This is a genomic window from Streptomyces sp. SCSIO ZS0520 (assembly GCF_025643355.1).
Lineage (GTDB): Bacteria > Actinomycetota > Actinomycetes > Streptomycetales > Streptomycetaceae > Streptomyces > Streptomyces physcomitrii.
This window is the reverse complement of sequence record NZ_CP092644.1, coordinates 2,934,006-2,951,221: the sequence shown is the minus strand read 5'-3', so window position 1 is coordinate 2,951,221 and position 17,216 is coordinate 2,934,006. Positions and strand designations below refer to the sequence as shown.

At 71.5% G+C, this 17,216-nt stretch carries 14 protein-coding genes; 9 read left to right on the top strand and 5 right to left on the bottom strand.

Annotation, left to right across the window (positions count from 1 at the left end; genetic code table 11):
* Positions 1-147: 147 nt before the first annotated feature.
* A complete protein-coding gene (locus tag MID12_RS11055; protein WP_040249470.1) occupies positions 148-1,674 on the bottom strand; it encodes a peptide MFS transporter in 1,527 nt (508 codons plus the stop codon).
* 453 nt (positions 1,675-2,127) lie between these two features.
* On the opposite strand from MID12_RS11055, the gene MID12_RS11050 reads away from it, so the two are divergent.
* Complete coding sequence (locus MID12_RS11050) at positions 2,128-2,805, top strand: response regulator transcription factor (RefSeq protein ID WP_040249465.1); 678 nt, start codon at positions 2,128-2,130, stop codon at positions 2,803-2,805.
* A gap of 15 nt (positions 2,806-2,820) precedes the next feature.
* On the top strand, positions 2,821-4,134 hold the full coding sequence (locus MID12_RS11045) for an ATP-binding protein (protein ID WP_052482255.1): 1,314 nt from the start codon (positions 2,821-2,823) through the stop codon (positions 4,132-4,134).
* 63 nt (positions 4,135-4,197) lie between these two features.
* Here MID12_RS11045 and MID12_RS11040 read toward each other — a convergent pair whose 3' ends face one another.
* The gene (locus MID12_RS11040) at positions 4,198-4,719 is read right to left on the bottom strand and encodes a GtrA family protein (protein WP_040249464.1); all 522 of its coding nucleotides are present in this window, start codon (positions 4,717-4,719) and stop codon (positions 4,198-4,200) included.
* Positions 4,720-4,898: 179 nt separating this feature from the next.
* Between MID12_RS11040 and MID12_RS11035 the strand changes: the two genes are divergently transcribed.
* The 3 genes from MID12_RS11035 to MID12_RS11025 are packed head-to-tail and all read left to right on the top strand — an operon-like array spanning position 4,899 to position 7,976.
* Positions 4,899-6,134 (top strand): 5-(carboxyamino)imidazole ribonucleotide synthase, encoded by a 1,236-nt coding sequence (locus MID12_RS11035; protein WP_078844898.1) that lies wholly within the window; start codon positions 4,899-4,901, stop codon positions 6,132-6,134.
* On the top strand, positions 6,131-6,697 hold the full coding sequence (gene purE, locus MID12_RS11030; protein ID WP_040249460.1) for a 5-(carboxyamino)imidazole ribonucleotide mutase: 567 nt from the start codon (positions 6,131-6,133) through the stop codon (positions 6,695-6,697). Before MID12_RS11035 ends, purE begins: the two co-directional genes overlap by 4 nt.
* Positions 6,698-6,713: 16 nt before the next feature.
* A complete protein-coding gene (locus MID12_RS11025) occupies positions 6,714-7,976 on the top strand; it encodes a dipeptidase (protein ID WP_078844897.1) in 1,263 nt (420 codons plus the stop codon).
* A 157-nt stretch (positions 7,977-8,133) separates the two neighbouring features.
* Here the strand turns inward: MID12_RS11025 and MID12_RS11020 are convergent, their stop codons facing one another.
* On the bottom strand, positions 8,134-9,474 hold the full coding sequence (locus tag MID12_RS11020; protein ID WP_040249458.1) for a UDP-glucose dehydrogenase family protein: 1,341 nt from the start codon (positions 9,472-9,474) through the stop codon (positions 8,134-8,136).
* A gap of 214 nt (positions 9,475-9,688) precedes the next feature.
* Between MID12_RS11020 and MID12_RS11015 the strand changes: the two genes are divergently transcribed.
* Positions 9,689-10,846, top strand: coding sequence for an acyl-CoA dehydrogenase family protein (locus tag MID12_RS11015; protein ID WP_040249456.1), 1,158 nt, complete (start codon positions 9,689-9,691; stop codon positions 10,844-10,846).
* Between the two features lie 172 nt (positions 10,847-11,018).
* Positions 11,019-12,059, top strand: a complete 1,041-nt coding sequence (locus tag MID12_RS11010; protein ID WP_263166552.1) for a Fic family protein — start codon at positions 11,019-11,021, stop codon at positions 12,057-12,059.
* Between the two features lie 100 nt (positions 12,060-12,159).
* On the opposite strand, the gene MID12_RS11005 is transcribed toward MID12_RS11010, so the two are convergent.
* Entirely contained in the window at positions 12,160-13,512 is a 1,353-nt protein-coding gene (locus MID12_RS11005; RefSeq protein WP_263166549.1) for an LCP family protein, read from the bottom strand.
* 107 nt (positions 13,513-13,619) lie between these two features.
* Between MID12_RS11005 and MID12_RS11000 the strand changes: the two genes are divergently transcribed.
* On the top strand, positions 13,620-14,171 hold the full coding sequence (locus tag MID12_RS11000; protein WP_040249452.1) for an acyl-CoA thioesterase: 552 nt from the start codon (positions 13,620-13,622) through the stop codon (positions 14,169-14,171).
* Between the two features lie 102 nt (positions 14,172-14,273).
* On the opposite strand, the gene MID12_RS10995 is transcribed toward MID12_RS11000, so the two are convergent.
* Entirely contained in the window at positions 14,274-15,740 is a 1,467-nt protein-coding gene (locus MID12_RS10995; protein WP_263166546.1) for an LCP family protein, read from the bottom strand.
* Between the two features lie 291 nt (positions 15,741-16,031).
* Between MID12_RS10995 and MID12_RS10990 the strand changes: the two genes are divergently transcribed.
* Positions 16,032-17,069: a glycosyltransferase family 2 protein gene (locus MID12_RS10990; protein WP_052482254.1), complete on the top strand. Its 1,038-nt coding sequence runs from the start codon at positions 16,032-16,034 to the stop codon at positions 17,067-17,069.
* The last annotated feature ends 147 nt before the right edge of the window (positions 17,070-17,216 follow it).

Here is a 17,216-nt window from a genome sequence, read left to right as displayed (position 1 = left end):
GGCGTTCCGCTGCCCGCTCCCGCCCGGCCGCGTACGTACCGGGATCGCCCGGGCGCGTACCCACCGGGATACCGACCGGAGCGACGGCGAGGGCCGCCCCGCCTGGTGCGGCGGGACGGCCCTCGGTGCGTGCGGTGCGCGGTGGGGTCAGTGGACCTCGCCCATGTGGGCGCGCACCTGCTTGCGGTACATGTACACCGCGAAGGCGGCGAGCAGCGCGAGGCCGGCCTCCAGAGCCACCACGCCCGACTTGTTGAGGTCGACCCCGGCGATGGAGAGCAGCCCGGTGGCGCAGTCGCCCGCGGTGACCGCGAGGAACCAGACGCCCATCATCTGGGAGGCGTACTTGGCCGGGGCCATCTTGGTGGTGACCGAGAGGCCGACCGGGGAGATGCACAGCTCACCGACGGTCTGGATCAGGTAGATGCCGACCAGCCACATCGGGCTGACCTTGGTGCCGTCCGAGGAGGCCGCGAGCGGCAGCAGGAAGAGCACGAAGGACAGGCCCACCAGGCCGAGACCGGCGGAGAACTTCACCACCGTGCTCGGCTCCTTGGCCTTGCGGGCCAGGTAGAGCCAGAGCCAGGCGACGAGCGGGGCCAGCGCCATGATCATGACCGGGTTGACCGACTGGAACCAGGAGACCGGGAAGTCGAAGCCGAGGATCACGGTGTTGGTCTTCGACTCGGCGAAGATCGACAGGGTCGAGCCGCCCTGGTCGTAGATCATCCAGAAGATGGCCGCGGCGACGAAGAACCAGATGTAGCCGTTCATCTTGGACTGCTCTTCGCCGGACAGGTCCTTGTCCCGCTTGATCCGGGCCAGCACCCCGATCGGGATGAGCAGACCGGCCAGGGTGATCGGGACCAGCGCCCAGTTCAGGGTGTAGAGGTCGGTGGCGACCACCACCGCGTAGAAGACGGCGGTCAGCGCGACGCCGATCAGCGTCTTGCGGATCACCGAGCTGCGCTCCTGCTCGGACAGCGGCTTGGGCACCTCGCTGGAGCGGGCGTCCAGGTGGCGGGTGCCGAGCAGGAACTGGGCGAGGCCGAGCGCCATGCCGAGCGCGGCGAGGGCGAAGCCGAAGTGCCAGTTGACCTTCTCGCCGACGGTGCCGATGATCAGCGGCGCACCGAAGGCACCGACGTTGATGCCGATGTAGAAGACGGTGAAGCCGCCGTCCCGGCGCGGGTCCTCGGGGCCGTCGTAGAGGTGGCCGACCATCGTGGAGACGTTGGCCTTGAGCAGGCCCGAGCCGATCGCGACGAGCGCGAGACCGGCGAAGAAGGCGCCCTCACCGGGGATGGCCAGCGTCAGGTGGCCGAGCACCACGATCGAGGCGGAGACGGTGACCGTCTTGCGCGGGCCCCAGACCCGGTCGCCGAACCAGCCGCCCGGCATCGCGAGCAGGTAGACCATCGCCAGGTAGATCGAGTAGATCGCGGTGGCGGTGGCGGCGGTCATCGCCAGGCCGCCCTCCTGCGCGCCCTTGCTCGCCGCCGGGCCGCCCGCGATCAGGTAGAGGGGGAGCAGGGCTTTCATGCCGTAGAAGCTGAAGCGCTCCCACATCTCCGTCATGAAGAGCGTGGCCAGTCCGCGGGGATGGCCGAAGAAGGTTTTTCCGGAGCCCGGGGTGCCGGCTCGTGCGGAGTCCTTCGTCTGGCTGGGCGCCATGTCGATCCTCTGGGTTTCGGGACGCGCTGCGAGAGCGGGTGCGCGCCCGGTGGGGGGCGGCCGGTTTACCGGGCGCGCCGCCCCGCGTTGAGGGGTGAGGACGGCGGTCCCGGGATCCACGCCCGGCGCATCCCGGCGCCGTGGCCCGGCCACAGATTCTTGTTGACTTGTCGAAAGGCTGGATCATCCCGACCCGCGCACAAAAGAGACCCTTGGCACAGATAACGGGCCAAAGGTCCTCAAGCAGTGCGACAAGCTGCGGCCACGATACGGCACGACATAGGCCGCTATGGAAGGACTTGAGAGATGGATCACAGGTGACCGTGGAACCACATACCCAGTTTCGAAGGTTCATCACAGGTTCTCATCACCAAGCCGCAGGGCCGAACCCGCAGGCCCCGCGGGGCGCCGATCACCCCGCGAGCCCGGCGGCACGCGGTCTACCATCACTCCATGACCCGTGTACTGCTCGCCGAGGACGACGCGTCCATCTCGGAACCGCTGGCCCGCGCCCTGCGCCGGGAGGGTTACGAGGTGGAGGTGCGCGAGGACGGCCCCGCGGCGGTCGACGCCGGAATGCAGGGCGGTGTCGACCTGGTCGTGCTCGACCTCGGACTGCCCGGCATGGACGGCCTCGAAGTCGCCCGCAGGCTGCGCGCCGAGGGCCACACCGTGCCGATCCTGATCCTCACCGCACGCGCCGACGAGGTGGACACCGTCGTCGGCCTCGACGCGGGCGCCGACGACTACGTCACCAAGCCCTTCCGGCTCGCCGAACTCCTCGCCCGGGTACGGGCCCTGCTGCGCCGCGGCTCCGCCGAACCCCAGCAGCCGCCCGCCACCCACGGGGTGCGCATCGACGTCGAATCGCACCGCGCCTGGATGGGCGAGGAGGAACTCCAGCTCACCGCCAAGGAGTTCGACCTGCTGCGGGTGCTCGTACGGGACGCGGGCCGGGTCGTCACCCGGGACCAGCTGATGCGCGAGGTCTGGGACACCACCTGGTGGTCCTCCACCAAGACCCTCGACATGCACATCTCCTGGCTGCGCAAGAAGCTCGGCGACGACGCCGCCAACCCCCGCTACATCGCCACCGTGCGGGGTGTCGGCTTCCGCTTCGAGAAGAGCTGACGAAGCCTCCTCCTCATGCGCCGCCGCCTGATCAACTCCACCCTCGCCGTCGTGCTCGTGGTCATCGCCGTGTTCGGGGTCTCCCTGGTGATCGTCGAGACCCGCACCATCACCAGCAGCGCCCAGGACCGGGTGGACTCCGAGGCGGTGCGCCTGGTGAGCATCGTCGACAGCAGGCTGCTCGGCCAGGAGAACATCAGCGCCGACATCCTGCGCGAACAGGTCGAGCCGGGCCGCCACGCCGTGGTGGAGATCCCCGGCCGCGAGCCGATCCGGATCGGGGACCGCCTCGGCGGCGAGGTCATCGAGTCCAGCGCCCGCGGCGAACAGGGCGAGCGGGTCACCGTCCAGGACTCGCGCTCCTCGGTCACCCGCGAGGTCGGCCGCACCCTGCTGATCATCGCCGCCGTCGCCCTGCTCGCCGTGATCGCCGCCGTCCTGCTCGCGGTACGCCAGGCCAACCGGCTCGGCTCCCCGCTCACCGACCTCGCCGAGACCGCCGAACGCCTCGGCTCCGGCGACCCGCGGCCGCGGCACAAGCGCTACGGGGTGCCCGAACTCGACCGGGTCGCGGACGTCCTCGACGGCTCCGCCGAGCGCATCGCCCGGATGCTCACCGCCGAACGCCGGCTCGCCGCCGACGCCTCCCACCAGCTGCGCACCCCGCTGACCGCGCTGTCGATGCGCCTGGAGGAGATCACCGTCACCGAGGACCTGGACACGGTGAAGGAGGAGGCCTCCATCGCGCTCACCCAGGTCGAGCGGCTCACCGACGTGGTGGAGCGGCTGCTCACCAACGCTCGTGACCCGCGCACCGGTTCGGCCGTCTCCTTCGACCTGGACGAGGTCATCAAGCAGCAGCTGGAGGAGTGGCGCCCGGCCTACCGGGGCGTCGGCCGCGCCATCGTCAGCTCCGGCAAGCACGGGCTGCGGGCGGTGGGCACCCCCGGCGCGGTCGCCCAGGTGCTCGCCGCGCTGATCGAGAACTCGCTGATGCACGGCGGCGGCACCGTCGCGCTGCGCACCCGGGTCACCGGCAACCAGGTCGTCGTCGAGATCACCGACGAGGGCACCGGCGTCCCCGGCGACCTCGGCGCCCGCATCTTCGAGCGCACCATCAGCGGCCGCAACTCCACCGGCATCGGCCTCGCGGTCGCCCGGGACCTCGCCGAGGCGGACGGCGGCCGCCTCGAAATGCTCCAGAGCCGCCCGCCGGTCTTCGGCCTCTTCCTCTCCCGTACGCCGAAGAAGGGCGGGGAACCGCTCCTCGGGGAGCCGGGCGGGACCGGAGCCCCCGGCGAGGACGGACCGCCCGCCCCGGTGCGCTGAGCCGTCCCGGGCGCGCCGCGTCTCCGGGCGCGCGGGGCCTTCGCCCGCGCCGGGCGGCCGGGCTCAGCGGATCCGGGGCCCCGCGGGCTCCCGCTGCTCCGCCTCCAGGAAGGACTCGGCGCGGGCCACGGTCTCGCGGGCGGGCAGCGCGCGGAAGACCCAGGTGCGGTACGACCAGAAGCGGAAGAGGGTGGCGACGCCGATGCCGAGGAACTTGAAGATGTTGCTCTGCAGCGGGCTGTCCCAGCCGAAGCCGTAGGTCGCGGTGTAGAGGACGCCGTTCTCGATGACCAGGCCCACCGCGCTGAACAGCAGGAAGAGGGTCAGTTCCTTGGTCCGGCCACTCTTGTCGCGGTCACGGTAGGTGAAGTACCGGAAGCCCAGGTAGTTGAAGACGATCGCGACCACGGTGGCGATCACACTGGCCCGGACCACCTGGAGATCGGTGACCTGCCGGACCAGGTTGAAGACCAGGAGGTTCACCAGGAGACCGGCCCCGCCCACCGCCCCGAACTTCGCCAGCTCGCCGGTCAGTTGCCGGATGCGCCGCCGCAGCGGGCGGTACGCGGGACCGTGGTGCTCCATGGGCGGCGTGCCCCCGTCTGTCGGAAATCCGGAGTGTCGTTTCGCAAAAGCTCGACCCGACCATGCTAACCACGCGGCGGGACATGTGCCTCGGGGCTTTTGCGGCCTGTGGCAGGGGTGTGACGGAGCCGCCCGCGCGCACCGCTCCGGCCTGCGGTGGTCACCCTGCGTAGGCGGCGATGCCTCGAAGAGTGGCCGGAACGGTGCGCGGCGGGGCACCCGCGCGCGGCCGATACCCTGGGTTCGTGACATTCCCGGTAATCGGCATGGTCGGCGGGGGACAGCTCGCCCGTATGACCCACGAGGCGGGTATCCCGCTCGGCATCAGGTTCAGGCTCCTCAGCGACACCCCGCAGGACTCCGCGGCGCAGGTCGCCGGTGACGTCGTCGTCGGCGACTACCGCGATCTGGAGACGCTGCGCGCCTTCGCGCAGGGCTGCGATGTGATCACCTTCGATCACGAGCACGTCCCGACGGAGCACCTGCGCGTCCTGGAGGCGGACGGCATCCCGGTCCGCCCGGGCCCCGAGGCCCTGGTGCACGCCCAGGACAAGGGCGTGATGCGGGCCAGGCTCACCGAGATCGGCGCCCCCTGCCCGCGCCACCGCATCGTCGCCGACCCGGCCGATGTCGCCGCCTTCGCGGCCGAGCTGGCCGCCGAGGACGGGGGCGAGGGCTTCCCGCTCGTCCTGAAGACCGTCCGCGGCGGCTACGACGGCAAGGGCGTGTGGATCGTCCGCTCCGCCGAGGAGGCCGCCGAGCCCTTCCGCGCGGGCGTCCCCGTGCTCGCCGAGGAGAAGGTCGACTTCGTACGGGAGCTGGCCGCCAACGTGGTCCGCTCCCCGCACGGCCAGGCCGTCGCCTACCCGGTCGTGGAGTCCCAGCAGGTCGACGGCGTCTGCGACACCGTGATCGCCCCCGCGCCCGGACTGGACGAGGGCCTCGCCCTCGGCGCGAGCGAGCTGGCGCTGCGCATCGCCGCCGAACTCGGCGTCGTCGGCCATCTCGCCGTCGAGCTCTTCGAGGTGCGCGCGGCCGACGGCACCCCCCGCGTGCTGGTCAACGAGCTGGCCATGCGCCCGCACAACTCCGGCCACTGGACCCAGGACGGCGCCGTCACCTCGCAGTTCGCCAACCACGTACGCGCCGTCCTCGACCTGCCGCTCGGCGACCCCCGCCCGCGCGCCCGCTGGACCGTGATGGGCAACGTCCTCGGCGGCGACTACCCCGACATGTACACCGCGTACCTGCACTGCATGGCCCGCGACCCCCAGCTGAAGATCCACATGTACGGGAAGGACGTGAAGCCCGGCCGCAAGGTCGGCCACGTCAACACCTACGGCGACGACCTGGACGACGTCCTCGCACGCGCCCGCCACGCCGCCGGCTACCTCCGAGGGACCATCCAGGAATGACCGCACCGTCCGCCCCCGGCAGCTTTGCCGAGGACAGCCCGCTCATCGGCATCGTCATGGGCTCCGACTCCGACTGGCCCGTGATGGAGGCCGCCGCCAAGGCCCTCGACGAGTTCGAGATCCCCTACGAGGTCGACGTGGTCTCCGCGCACCGCATGCCGCGCGAGATGATCGCCTACGGCGAGGGGGCCGCGGCCCGCGGGCTCAAGGCCGTCATCGCGGGCGCGGGCGGCGCCGCCCACCTGCCCGGCATGCTCGCCTCGGTGACCACGCTGCCGGTGATCGGCGTGCCCGTACCGCTGAAGTACCTGGACGGCATGGACTCCCTGCTCTCCATCGTGCAGATGCCCGCCGGGGTCCCGGTCGCCACCGTCTCGGTCGGCGGCGCCCGCAACGCCGGACTGCTCGCGGTGCGCCTGCTCGCCGCCCACGACGAGGAACTCGCCGCCCGGATGCGGGACTTCCAGCAGGAGCTGAACGACCAGGCCACCGAGAAGGGCAAGCGGCTGCGCGCCAAGGCGGGCGGCCAGGCATCCGGCTTCGGCTTCGGCGGCGGGAACTGAGGGGAGTCTTACGTCCATGACCTCCCCCAGCTCCGGCACCTCTGGTTCTGCCGCCTCCCCGGCTCCCTCGGCCGCCTCGCTCGACGAAGCCCGCGCGCTGCTCCGCGAGTTCCCGGTGGCCGACGGCCACAACGACCTGCCCTGGGCGCTGCGTCAGCAGGTCCGCTACGACCTCGGCGCCCGCGACATCGCCACCGACCAGCGGGCCCATCTGCACACCGACCTCGCCCGGCTCGGCGAGGGCGGCGTCGGCGCCCAGTTCTGGTCGGTCTACGTCCGCAGCGACCTCAGCGGCGACGCGGCCGTCAGCGCCACCCTCGAACAGATCGACTGCGTCGAGCAGTTGACCGCCCGCTACGAGGCGGACCTCAGGCGCGCCCGCAGCGCCGCCGACATGGAGAGCGCCCGGTCCGAGGGCCGGATCGCCTCCCTGATGGGCGCCGAGGGCGGGCACTCCATCAACAACTCGCTCGCCACCCTGCGCGCCCTGTACGCGCTCGGCGTGCGCTATATGACCCTCACCCACAACGACAACATCGACTGGGCCGACTCCGCCACCGACGAGGCCGGCGTGGGCGGCCTGACCGCCTTCGGCCGCGCGGTGGTCCGCGAGATGAACCGCAGCGGCATGCTGGTCGACCTCTCGCACGTGGCGGCGAGCACCATGCGCGACGCCCTGGACGCCTCCGCGGCCCCGGTGATCTTCAGCCACTCCTCCTCCCGCGCGGTCTGCGACCACCCGCGCAACATCCCCGACGACGTACTGGAGCGGCTGCCCGCCAACGGCGGCGTGGCGATGGCCACCTTCGTGCCGAAGTTCGTCCTCCAGGAGGCGGTCGACTGGACCCGCAGGGCCGAGGGCCATCTGGAGGCGGGCGGCTTCCACGCCCTCGACCACACCCCCGAGGCCATGAAGGTGCTGGCCGCCTTCGAGGAGGCCGACCCGCGCCCGGTCGCCACCGCCGCCACCGTCGCCGACCACCTCGACCACATGCGCGAGGTGGCGGGCATCGACCACCTCGGCATCGGCGGCGACTACGACGGCACCGCCTACACCCCGCGGGGCCTCGACGACGTCGCGGGCTACCCGAACCTCATCGCCGAACTCCTCGACCGCGGCTGGTCCCGCCCCGACCTCGCCAAGCTGACCTGGCAGAACACGGTACGGGTACTGGGCGCCGCCGAGGACGTGGCGGCCGACCTCCAGTCCCGTACGGGCGTCTCGAACGCGACGATCGAGGAACTCGACGGGGCGGGCGGGGCGGCCGGGGAAGGCTGAGTCCTCCCGGCACGGGAGCGGTCGGCCTCCCGGCAACGGGCCGACGGCGAAGGGGCCGCATCGCTTCGGCGGTGCGGCCCCTTCGGGTGTCCCGGGTGGTGTGCTTCGGCGGCGGTTCCGGGGCGGGCCGGAGCGGTGCTCAGGCCGCCGCGCCGTCTCAGGCCGCCGGGCGGCCCATCGCCCGGTACGTCCATCCCGCCGCGCGCCACAGGGCCGGGTCCAGGGCGTTGCGGCCGTCGAGGAGGACCCGGGAGGCGGTGGCGCCGCCCAGCTCGGCCGGGTCCAGCTCGCGGAACTCCCGCCATTCGGTGAGGTGCAGGACGACATCGGCGCCGCGTACCGCCTCCAGGGCGCTGTCCGCGTAGCCGAGGGTGGGGAAGAGGCGGCGGGCGTTGTCCATGCCCTTGGGGTCGTAGACGGTGACCTGGCCGCCCTGGAGGTGGATCTGCCCCGCGACGTTCAGGGCGGGCGAATCGCGGACGTCGTCCGAGTCGGGCTTGAAGGCGGCGCCGAGGACGCCGACCCGCTTGCCGAGGAAGGTGCCGCCGACCGCCTCCCGGGCCATCTCGACCATCGCGCCCCGGCGGCGCATGTTGATCGAGTCGATCTCGCGCAGGAAGGTGAGGGCCTGGTCGGCGCCGAGTTCGCCCGCGCGGGCCATGAAGGCGCGGATGTCCTTGGGCAGGCAGCCGCCGCCGAAGCCGATGCCCGCGCGCAGGAACTTCGAGCCGATGCGCTCGTCGTGCCCGATGGCCTCGGCCAGCTTGGCGACATCGCCGCCCCCGGCCTCGCAGACCTCCGCCATCGCGTTGATGAAGGAGATCTTGGTGGCCAGGAAGGAGTTGGCGGAGGTCTTCACCAGCTCGGCGGTCGGGAAGTCGGTGACCACGAAGGGGGTGCCCTCGGCCAGCGGCTTCGCGTACACCTCGCGCAGCAGGCGCTCGGCGCGCTCGCTGCCGACCCCGGCCACGATCCGGTCCGGGTGCAGGGTGTCCTGGACGGCGAAGCCCTCGCGCAGGAACTCCGGGTTCCAGGCCAGCTCCGCCTCGGCGCCCGCGGGGGCCAGCTCCGCGATCCGGGCGGCGATCCGCTCCGCGCTGCCGACCGGCACGGTGGACTTGCCGACCACCAGGCAGGGCCGGACGAGGTGCTTGGCCAGCGACTCCATGGCGGAGTCGACGTAGCTCATGTCGCAGGCGTACTCGCCGTGCTTCTGCGGGGTGTTCACGCAGACGAAGTGCACATCGCCGAACTCCGCGACCTCGGCGAAGTCCATGGTGAAGCGCAGCCGCCCCGAGGAGCCCTCGATCCCCGCGACATGCGCCCGCAGCAGTTCCGCGAGGCCCGGCTCGTACATCGGGACCTCGCCCCGCCCGAGCATGTCGATCTTCTCCGGCACCACATCGAGGCCGAGGACCTCGAAGCCGAGTTCCGCCATGGCCGCGGCGTGCGTGGCGCCGAGATAGCCGGTGCCGATCACGGTGATCTTGAGGGCCATGCGGTTACTCCAGTGCTCCGTCGAGGGGCGGTTCCGGTACCCGTCCGGTACGCCGTTTCGTACGCGGTCGAGCGCGCGCCCAGAGCATAGTCCGGAGCCCGGAGGCTGTGTTTCCGCGCTGTCGGCAACCTCACGTACCGCCCGGGAGAGCGGAGCCGTAAAATTGGGTTACTTGACGGTAACTGGCATTTTTGCGACATGGAGAGTGAGAGCCTTGGCGGGCAACGCAGCTTTTGATCTGTACCGGCCGTCGGAGGAGCACGAGATGCTCCGGGAGACGGTGCGCGCGCTCGCCGAGGCGAAGATCGCGCCGTTCGCCGCGCAGGTGGACGAGGAGGGCCGCTTCCCCCAGGAAGCGCTGGACGCGCTGCTCGGCGCCGACCTGCACGCCGTCCACGTCCCCGAGACCTACGGCGGCGCCGGAGCCGACGCCCTGGCCACCGTCCTGGTCATCGAGGAAGTCGCCCGCGTCTGCGGCTCCTCCTCCCTCATCCCCGCCGTCAACAAACTCGGCTCCATGCCCGTCGTCCTGTCCGGCAGCGAGGAACTCAAGCACACCTACCTCGGCGCCCTGGCCCGCGGCGACGGCATGTTCTCCTACTGCCTGTCCGAACCCGAAGCAGGCTCCGACGCCGCCGGGATGAAGACCCGCGCCGTACGCGACGGCGACCACTGGGTCCTCAACGGCGTCAAGCGCTGGATCACCAACGCCGGCGTCTCCGAGTACTACACCGTCATGGCCGTCACCGACCCCGCCCAGCGCTCCAAGGGCATCTCCGCCTTCGTCGTCGAGAAGGGCGACGAGGGGGTCTCCTTCGGCGCCCCGGAGAAGAAACTCGGCATCAAGGGCTCACCCACCCGCGAGGTCTACCTCGACAACGTCCGCATCCCCGCCTCCCGCATGATCGGCGCCGAGGGCACCGGCTTCGCCACCGCCATGCGCACCCTGGACCACACCCGCGTCACCATCGCCGCCCAGGCCCTCGGCATCGCCCAGGGCGCCCTGGACTACGCCAAGCAGTACGTCACCGAACGCAAGCAGTTCGGCAAGCCCATCGGCGACTTCCAGGGCGTGCAGTTCATGCTCGCCGACATGGCCATGAAACTCGAAGCCGCCCGCCAGCTCACCTACTCCGCCGCCGCCAAGTCCGAACGCGAGGACCGCGACCTCACCTTCCACGGCGCCGCCGCCAAGTGCTTCGCCTCCGACATCGCCATGGACGTCACCGTCGACGCCGTCCAACTCCTCGGCGGCTACGGCTACACCCGCGACTACCCCGTCGAACGCATGATGCGCGACGCCAAGATCACCCAGATCTACGAAGGCACCAACCAGGTCCAGCGCATCGTCATGGCCCGCAACCTGCCGTAGACCCCGACCACACCTCACGCACCAGAAGGGCGTCCCGGGAGCCGGGGCGCCCTTCGTGTTTCCAGGATGGCCGAAAGGATGGGTGACCCCGATTTTCCGGGAATGCGAGCCCGCCGGTACTTGATAAGTTCAATTCGCCTTGGGGTTCATGTATCAACTTTGGGAGTGAGTGGTGGCGGGACGTGGGCGACCGAGTCGGCACACGGTGTACCGCCGCCTGGACGCGGCGCTGGCGGAACTGAACGAGCGGTTCGGCGGCCTGCCCAGCCCTCGTGAGGCCAGGGAGATCTGGGACGACATCTGGCACCAGGAGGCGCACCATTCGACTGCGCTGGAGGGCAACACCCTCGTGCTGCGCGAGGTCCAGACGCTACTCGACGAGGGCCGGGCGGTAGGAGCCAAACCTCTCAGCGAGTACAACGAGGTGCAGGGGTACGCGGCTGCCGCGCGATGGGTCTACGGGCAGGCACTCGAACCGGACGCCTGGCATGACGGCCGTCTCCTCACCCTCGCCGAGATCCGTCACCTCCACCATGTCTCGATGACTCCGGTTTGGGATGTGGCGCCGCCTCCTGACGCGGGAGACCGGGAAGGGCCCGGTTCCTTCCGTGAGCACGACATCGCCGCCTTCACGGAAGGGATGACCCCGCCGCCCTGGAACCTGGTACCGGCACGGACCGAGGCGTGGGTCACCGATGTCTGCCTGCTCGGCGAGCGAATCGGCCGCGGAGGGAGCCTCGGCAGGCCGCTGCCCGAAGAACTCGCCGGTATCCACAACGAGTTCGAGCAGATCCATCCGTTCCTGGACGGGAACGGCCGGACCGGGCGCCTGGTCATGAACCTGGTGCTCGTACGGCTCGGGTATCCGCCGATCATCATCTCCAAGCGCCAGCGGGACCTGTATCTCGCGGCGCTCCGGGGTGCTGACGGGGGCGACTGCGGTGCGCTCGGTGAGCTCATCGCCCGAGCCATGGAGGACAACCTCAACCGCTTCATCGTCCCCAACATCGCGGGACCTGCCCGGCTGGTCCCGCTCGCCGCTCTCGTGGACGAGGACCACTCGCTCGCGGCTCTGCGCCAGGCAGCACAACGGGGCCGTCTCAGCGCAGTGCAGGGAGCCGATGGAGTCTGGCGCTCCTCTCGGAAATCCGTGGCCGCCTACCAGGCCACCAAACATCAGCGCAGGCCACCTGGCACCCGTTCGCCCCGGTAGAGACGGGCCACGCCGAGGGCCGGCCGCTGGGCGGCACGCCAGGTACCCGCGACCGCCTGCACCTGCTCGGGTTCCGCCCGTGGACCCGGTCCCCGCCCCCTCAGTTCCCCGTGACCGTGACCTTCTCGTCGTTCTTCAGCTGCTCGACCAGTTGCTTCTTCTTGGCCTCGTCCCAGACCAGGTTGGCGCCCTTGGAGCCGCTGATGGGCATGTTCATGGACGTGCCGTCGCCGCCGGTGACGCCCTTCATGGCCCAGAACATCGAGCTGAGGTCCCACAGGCTCATGTCCTTGTCGACGATGAGGGAGTCCAGGCCGGCGCCCATCACGGGGTACAGCTTGAACGGGTTCATCACCGTCGTCGGGGTGGCCGTCTGGCTGGCGAGGGCCGAGAGGAACTTCTGCTGGTTCTTGGTGCGGTCCAGGTCGCTGGTGAAGGCGTGCCGGGTGCGGACGAAGGCGAGGGCCTGCTGGCCGTCGAGGGTCTGCTTGCCGGGGCCGAAGTCGGCGCCGGAGTACTTGTCCTTGAAGCCCTTGCCGAGGTCCATCTCGACACCGCCGACCGCGTCCACGATGTTCGCGAAGCCCGCGAAGCCGATCTCGGCGTAGTGGTCGATGCGCAGTCCGGTGTTGAACTCCACGATGCGCACGAGCAGTTCGGCGCCGTCCACGCTGTAGGTGTCGGTGAGCTTGGCCTCGCGGCCGGTGTCGGGGTACATCTTCCCGGAGGTGCCGCGGAAGGACGGGACCCGCACGTTCGAGTCACGCGGCAGGGAGACCATGGTGTTCCCGTTGTCGCCGACGTGCAGGATCATCATCGAGTCGGTGCGCTTGCCGTCGGCGGAGCCGGTGTGCAGCTCCTTCTTCTGCTCATCGGACATGCCCTCGCGGCTGTCGGAGCCGACGATCAGGTAGTTGGTGCCCTTGCCGGCCTCGGGGCGCTCGATCACGTGCGAGAGGTCGACCTCGCGCTTGAGCTTGGAGTCCGCCCAGAAGTACGTCGCCACGCTCGTCACCAGCAGGACCACTGCCAGCGTGAGCGCGGTGAAGCCTATCCGGCGCTTCCAGTTCACCGGCGGCTTCGGCGGGCGCTGCCCGGCCGGTCCGCCGGGGCCGCCGGGACCCTGGCCGTCGCCGTCCGCCCCGGGCCCGCGGCGGCCGCCGCGGGACTCGTAGACCTGGCCGGTGTTGTAGCCGCTGTCGTACGCGGCCCCCGGGTCCTGCTCGTTCTCGTAAGAGGGGGCACCGGCGTGGTCCTCGGGTCCGTAGGCGGGCTGGCGCGGAACCGAGGAGTTCGGGGGCGCGGCCGGGGCGCCCGGCGGCGCGTCGCCGCGCTGCACATGGCGCATGACGCGGGCGCGCTCGGGCTGCGCGCCCGCACTGCCGCGGCCGTAGCGGCGCTGCTGCTGCGGCGCGCCGTCCTCGTCGCTCCACCCCTCGGGCCAGTTGTTCATGGGCTCAGTCTGCGGGACGGCGGCCGGAGGCTCACAGGCCGGGTGGAGACTTGGGGCGAGGCTGTTGCAGAGCTGATGCAAAGGGGGCCCGGCATAAGGTGGGGGCTATGACAGACCAGGCTCCCGGCCCGGATGCCGGTATTCCGGGCAAGCCCACCGCCGCTTCCCGCACCACGCTGAGCCACATCATGACGCAGGCCGACACCAACCTCCTGGGCACGGTGCACGGCGGCGTGATCATGAAACTCGTGGACGACGCGGCGGGCGCGGTCGCCGGGCGGCACTCCGGCGGGCCCGCCGTCACCGCCTCCATGGACGAGATGGCCTTCCTGGAGCCGGTGCGGGTCGGCGACCTGGTCCATGTGAAGGCGCAGATCAACTGGACGGGCCGTACCTCGATGGAGGTCGGGGTGCGGGTGCTCGCCGAGCGGTGGAACGAGTCCTCGCCGCCGCAGCAGGTGGGCAGCGCCTATCTGGTGTTCGCGGCGGTCGACGCGGACGGCAAGCCGCGGGCCGTACCGCCGGTGCTGCCGGAGAGCGAGCGGGACAAGCGGCGCTACCAGGAGGCGCAGATCCGGCGCACCCACCGCCTCGCCCGGCGCCGCGCGATCATGGAGCTGCGCGAGCGGCGCGCGGCCGAGGGCATCGACGAGGGGTAGCGGGGCCGGGGCCTTCCGTCCTTCTGTCCCTTTCTTTCCTTGTCGATCCTCTTTCGGGCCGCCGGTCCGCCCCCCGGCCGGGCCCGCCCGCCCCGCGGCTCGTCAGCCGCACTCCACCTCGTCGCCGCGTACCGCCGCCGAGCCGTCGTCGCGGGGCTTCTCGGCGCGTACCTGGCGGACCTTCTCGAAGTCCTTGCCCGCGAGCACCTTCAGGGTGGGCCCCTGCTTCTTCACCGCGTGCAGCCGGGAGCCCGGCAGCGCGGTGGCCAGGGACTTCGCGGAGCGGTCCCACCGGGGGTCGTAGAGCACGGTGGTCCGCGCGGCGTCCCGCTGCTTCGCGTCGCGGGGGGCGCCGGTGGTGCGGAAGCCGGTGGCGCGCAGGGCGCCGTCCACGCGCTTGCCGAGGCCGGGGGTGCCGGTGCCGTTCTCCACCTGGACGCGGATGGTGCGCGGGTCGACCGGGACCACCGTCTTCTTCGGCCCGACCCGGGGCGAGGTGATCGGCCGGTCCTCGCGCAGCGCCGTGAAGAGCCGCGCGGACTTCGCCGGGTCCCATTTCACGGTGGAGCCGACGCCGGGCACCGCGTAGCCGACGGTGCCGATCGGGACGGTCTGGAACTCCGAGGAGCGGGGCGAGAAGGTGCGCATGGCGCGGCCGAGGGCGAGCAGCTCCGCGGAGCCGAAGCCCTTGTCGGCGCGGACCGAGCCGAGCACGGCGCCCGTCACCTCGCGGAACTTCACCGGGTTCAGGAGGATGCCGGAGGAGGTGGCCCGCTGGACCAGGGCGGCCATGAACCGCTGCTGGCGCTGCATCCGGCCGAGGTCGGAGTCGGCCTCGATGTGCCGGGCGCGGACGTACTGCAGGGCCTGGCCGCCGCCCAGTTCATGGGTGCCCGCGGGGAGGTCCAGTCCGGAGTAGCGGTCCTTGAGCGGCCTGCTGGTGCAGACCTCGACGCCGCCGACCACGTCGACCGTCTTCATGAAGCTGGTGAAGTCGACTTCCAGATAGTGGTCGATCTTCAGCTTGGTCATGTGCTCGACGGTGCGCACGGTCAGCCCCGGACCGCCCTCCGCGTAGGCCGCGTTGAGCTTCACCGGGTGCGCCTTGTGCCGCTTCTTCGTGGTGCGGTCCAGGTGCGGGGGCATCATCGCGTACGAGTCCCGGGGCAGGCTGACCACGCTGGCGCGGTGCCGGTCGGCGGAGAGGTGGACGATCATCACGGTGTCGGTGCAGTGGCAGGGGGCGCCGCCGAGCTTGTACTTCTCGCGCTCCGCCTTGGAGATCTTCTCGCGGCCGTCGGTGCCGACCAGGAGGATGTTGGTGCCGTGCCCGGACTCGGGCCGGTTCTTCATGTCGCGGAAGGGGTCCACCCGGTCGATCTCCGCGCCGACGCCGGTGAGCAGGGCGTGCCCGATCCCGGCCACCGCGAGCACCGCCACCGAGCAGCCGGTCACCACCCGCATCCGCCAGCGCGGGCCCGGTCTGCGCCGGGGCGCCGCGGGCCTGCGCTGCGGGGCCGGCCGCGGCCTTCGCGGCGGCGGGGCGGGGGAGCGGGGCGGGCTGGGCACGAGGGCGGGACCTCCGCGGTTCCTTGCGGTCCCGGGGCGGGCCGGGACGCGGCTCGGGAAGGTGATCTTGTACGGCCGGGGGACGCTGCGGGACACAGTAGGCCGATACGAAATGCTGCCCGGCGCATTCCGCCGTACGGCGCGCGCTGCTGTCCCCCGTAAGCGGTAACGTGACGTCCGATGCAGTGGTCCCGCCCGCTCCCGGAGGGGCCGCGCACCCCGTACAGCCCAGCAGTCCGCACGGTTCTCGCAGAGATCCCCGGGCCCCCGGACCACGGCACGAAAGACGAGATGGAAGCCCAAGCCCCCCAGGCCGGTGTGCCGCACCCCGCCGTTTCCGTGATCATGCCCGTGCTCAACGAGGAGCGGCACCTGCGCGGCGCCGTCCAGGCGATCCTCGCCCAGCAGTACGCGGGCGAGATGGAGGTGGTGATCGCGCTCGGCCCCTCCGCGGACCGTACCGACGAGATCGCCGCCGAGCTGGTCCGCGAGGACCCGCGGGTGCACACCGTGCCCAATCCGACGGGCCGTACGCCCGCCGCCCTGAACGCCGCCATCAAGGCCTCCCGGCACCCGGTCGTGGTGCGGGTCGACGGCCACGGCATGCTCTCGCCCGACTACATCGCCACCGCGGTACGGCTCCTCGCGGAGACCGGCGCGCAGAACGTCGGCGGCCTGATGCACGCCGAGGGCGAGAACGACTGGGAGCACGCGGTCGCCGCCGCGATGACCTCCAAGATCGGCGTGGGCAACGCCGCCTTCCACACCGGCGGCGCGGCCGGACCCGCCGAGACCGTCTACCTCGGTGTCTTCCGGCGCGAGGCGCTGGAGCAGCAGGGCGGCTACAACGTCGAGTTCATCCGCGCCCAGGACTGGGAGCTGAACTTCCGCATCCGCGAGGCCGGGGGCCTGATCTGGTTCTCGCCCGAGCTGCGGGTCTCCTACCGGCCGCGGCCCTCGGTGCGCGCGCTCGCCAAGCAGTACAAGGACTACGGGCGCTGGCGCCATGTCGTCGCCCGGTACCACGAGGGCTCGATCAACCTGCGCTACCTCGCCCCGCCGGTCGCCGTCTGCGCGATCGCGGCGGGCCTGGTCGCCGGGGCCGTGCTCACCCCCTGGGCGCTGCTCGTGCCGGGCGGCTACCTCGCGGCGATCACCGCGGGCTCGGTGCCCGCCGGGCGCGGACTGCCCCTGAAGGCGCGGCTGCGGATCCCGCTCGCCCTCGCGACCATGCACATGTCCTGGGGCTGGGGCTTCCTCACCAGCCCGCGCTCACTGGCGAAGAAGGTCATCGCGAGCCGCCGTCCGGCCGTGCTCAGCGAGGCCTGAGGCCCGCCTGCCGCGTCCGGGACGCCCGCACGGGGGTACGTACGGGCTCCCGGCCCGCGGTCACCGCGCACCGGTGCCGGGTGCGCCGATGCCGGGTGCGCCGATGCCGGGTGCGCCGATGCCGGTGGGGCGGGCCCGAACCCGCCC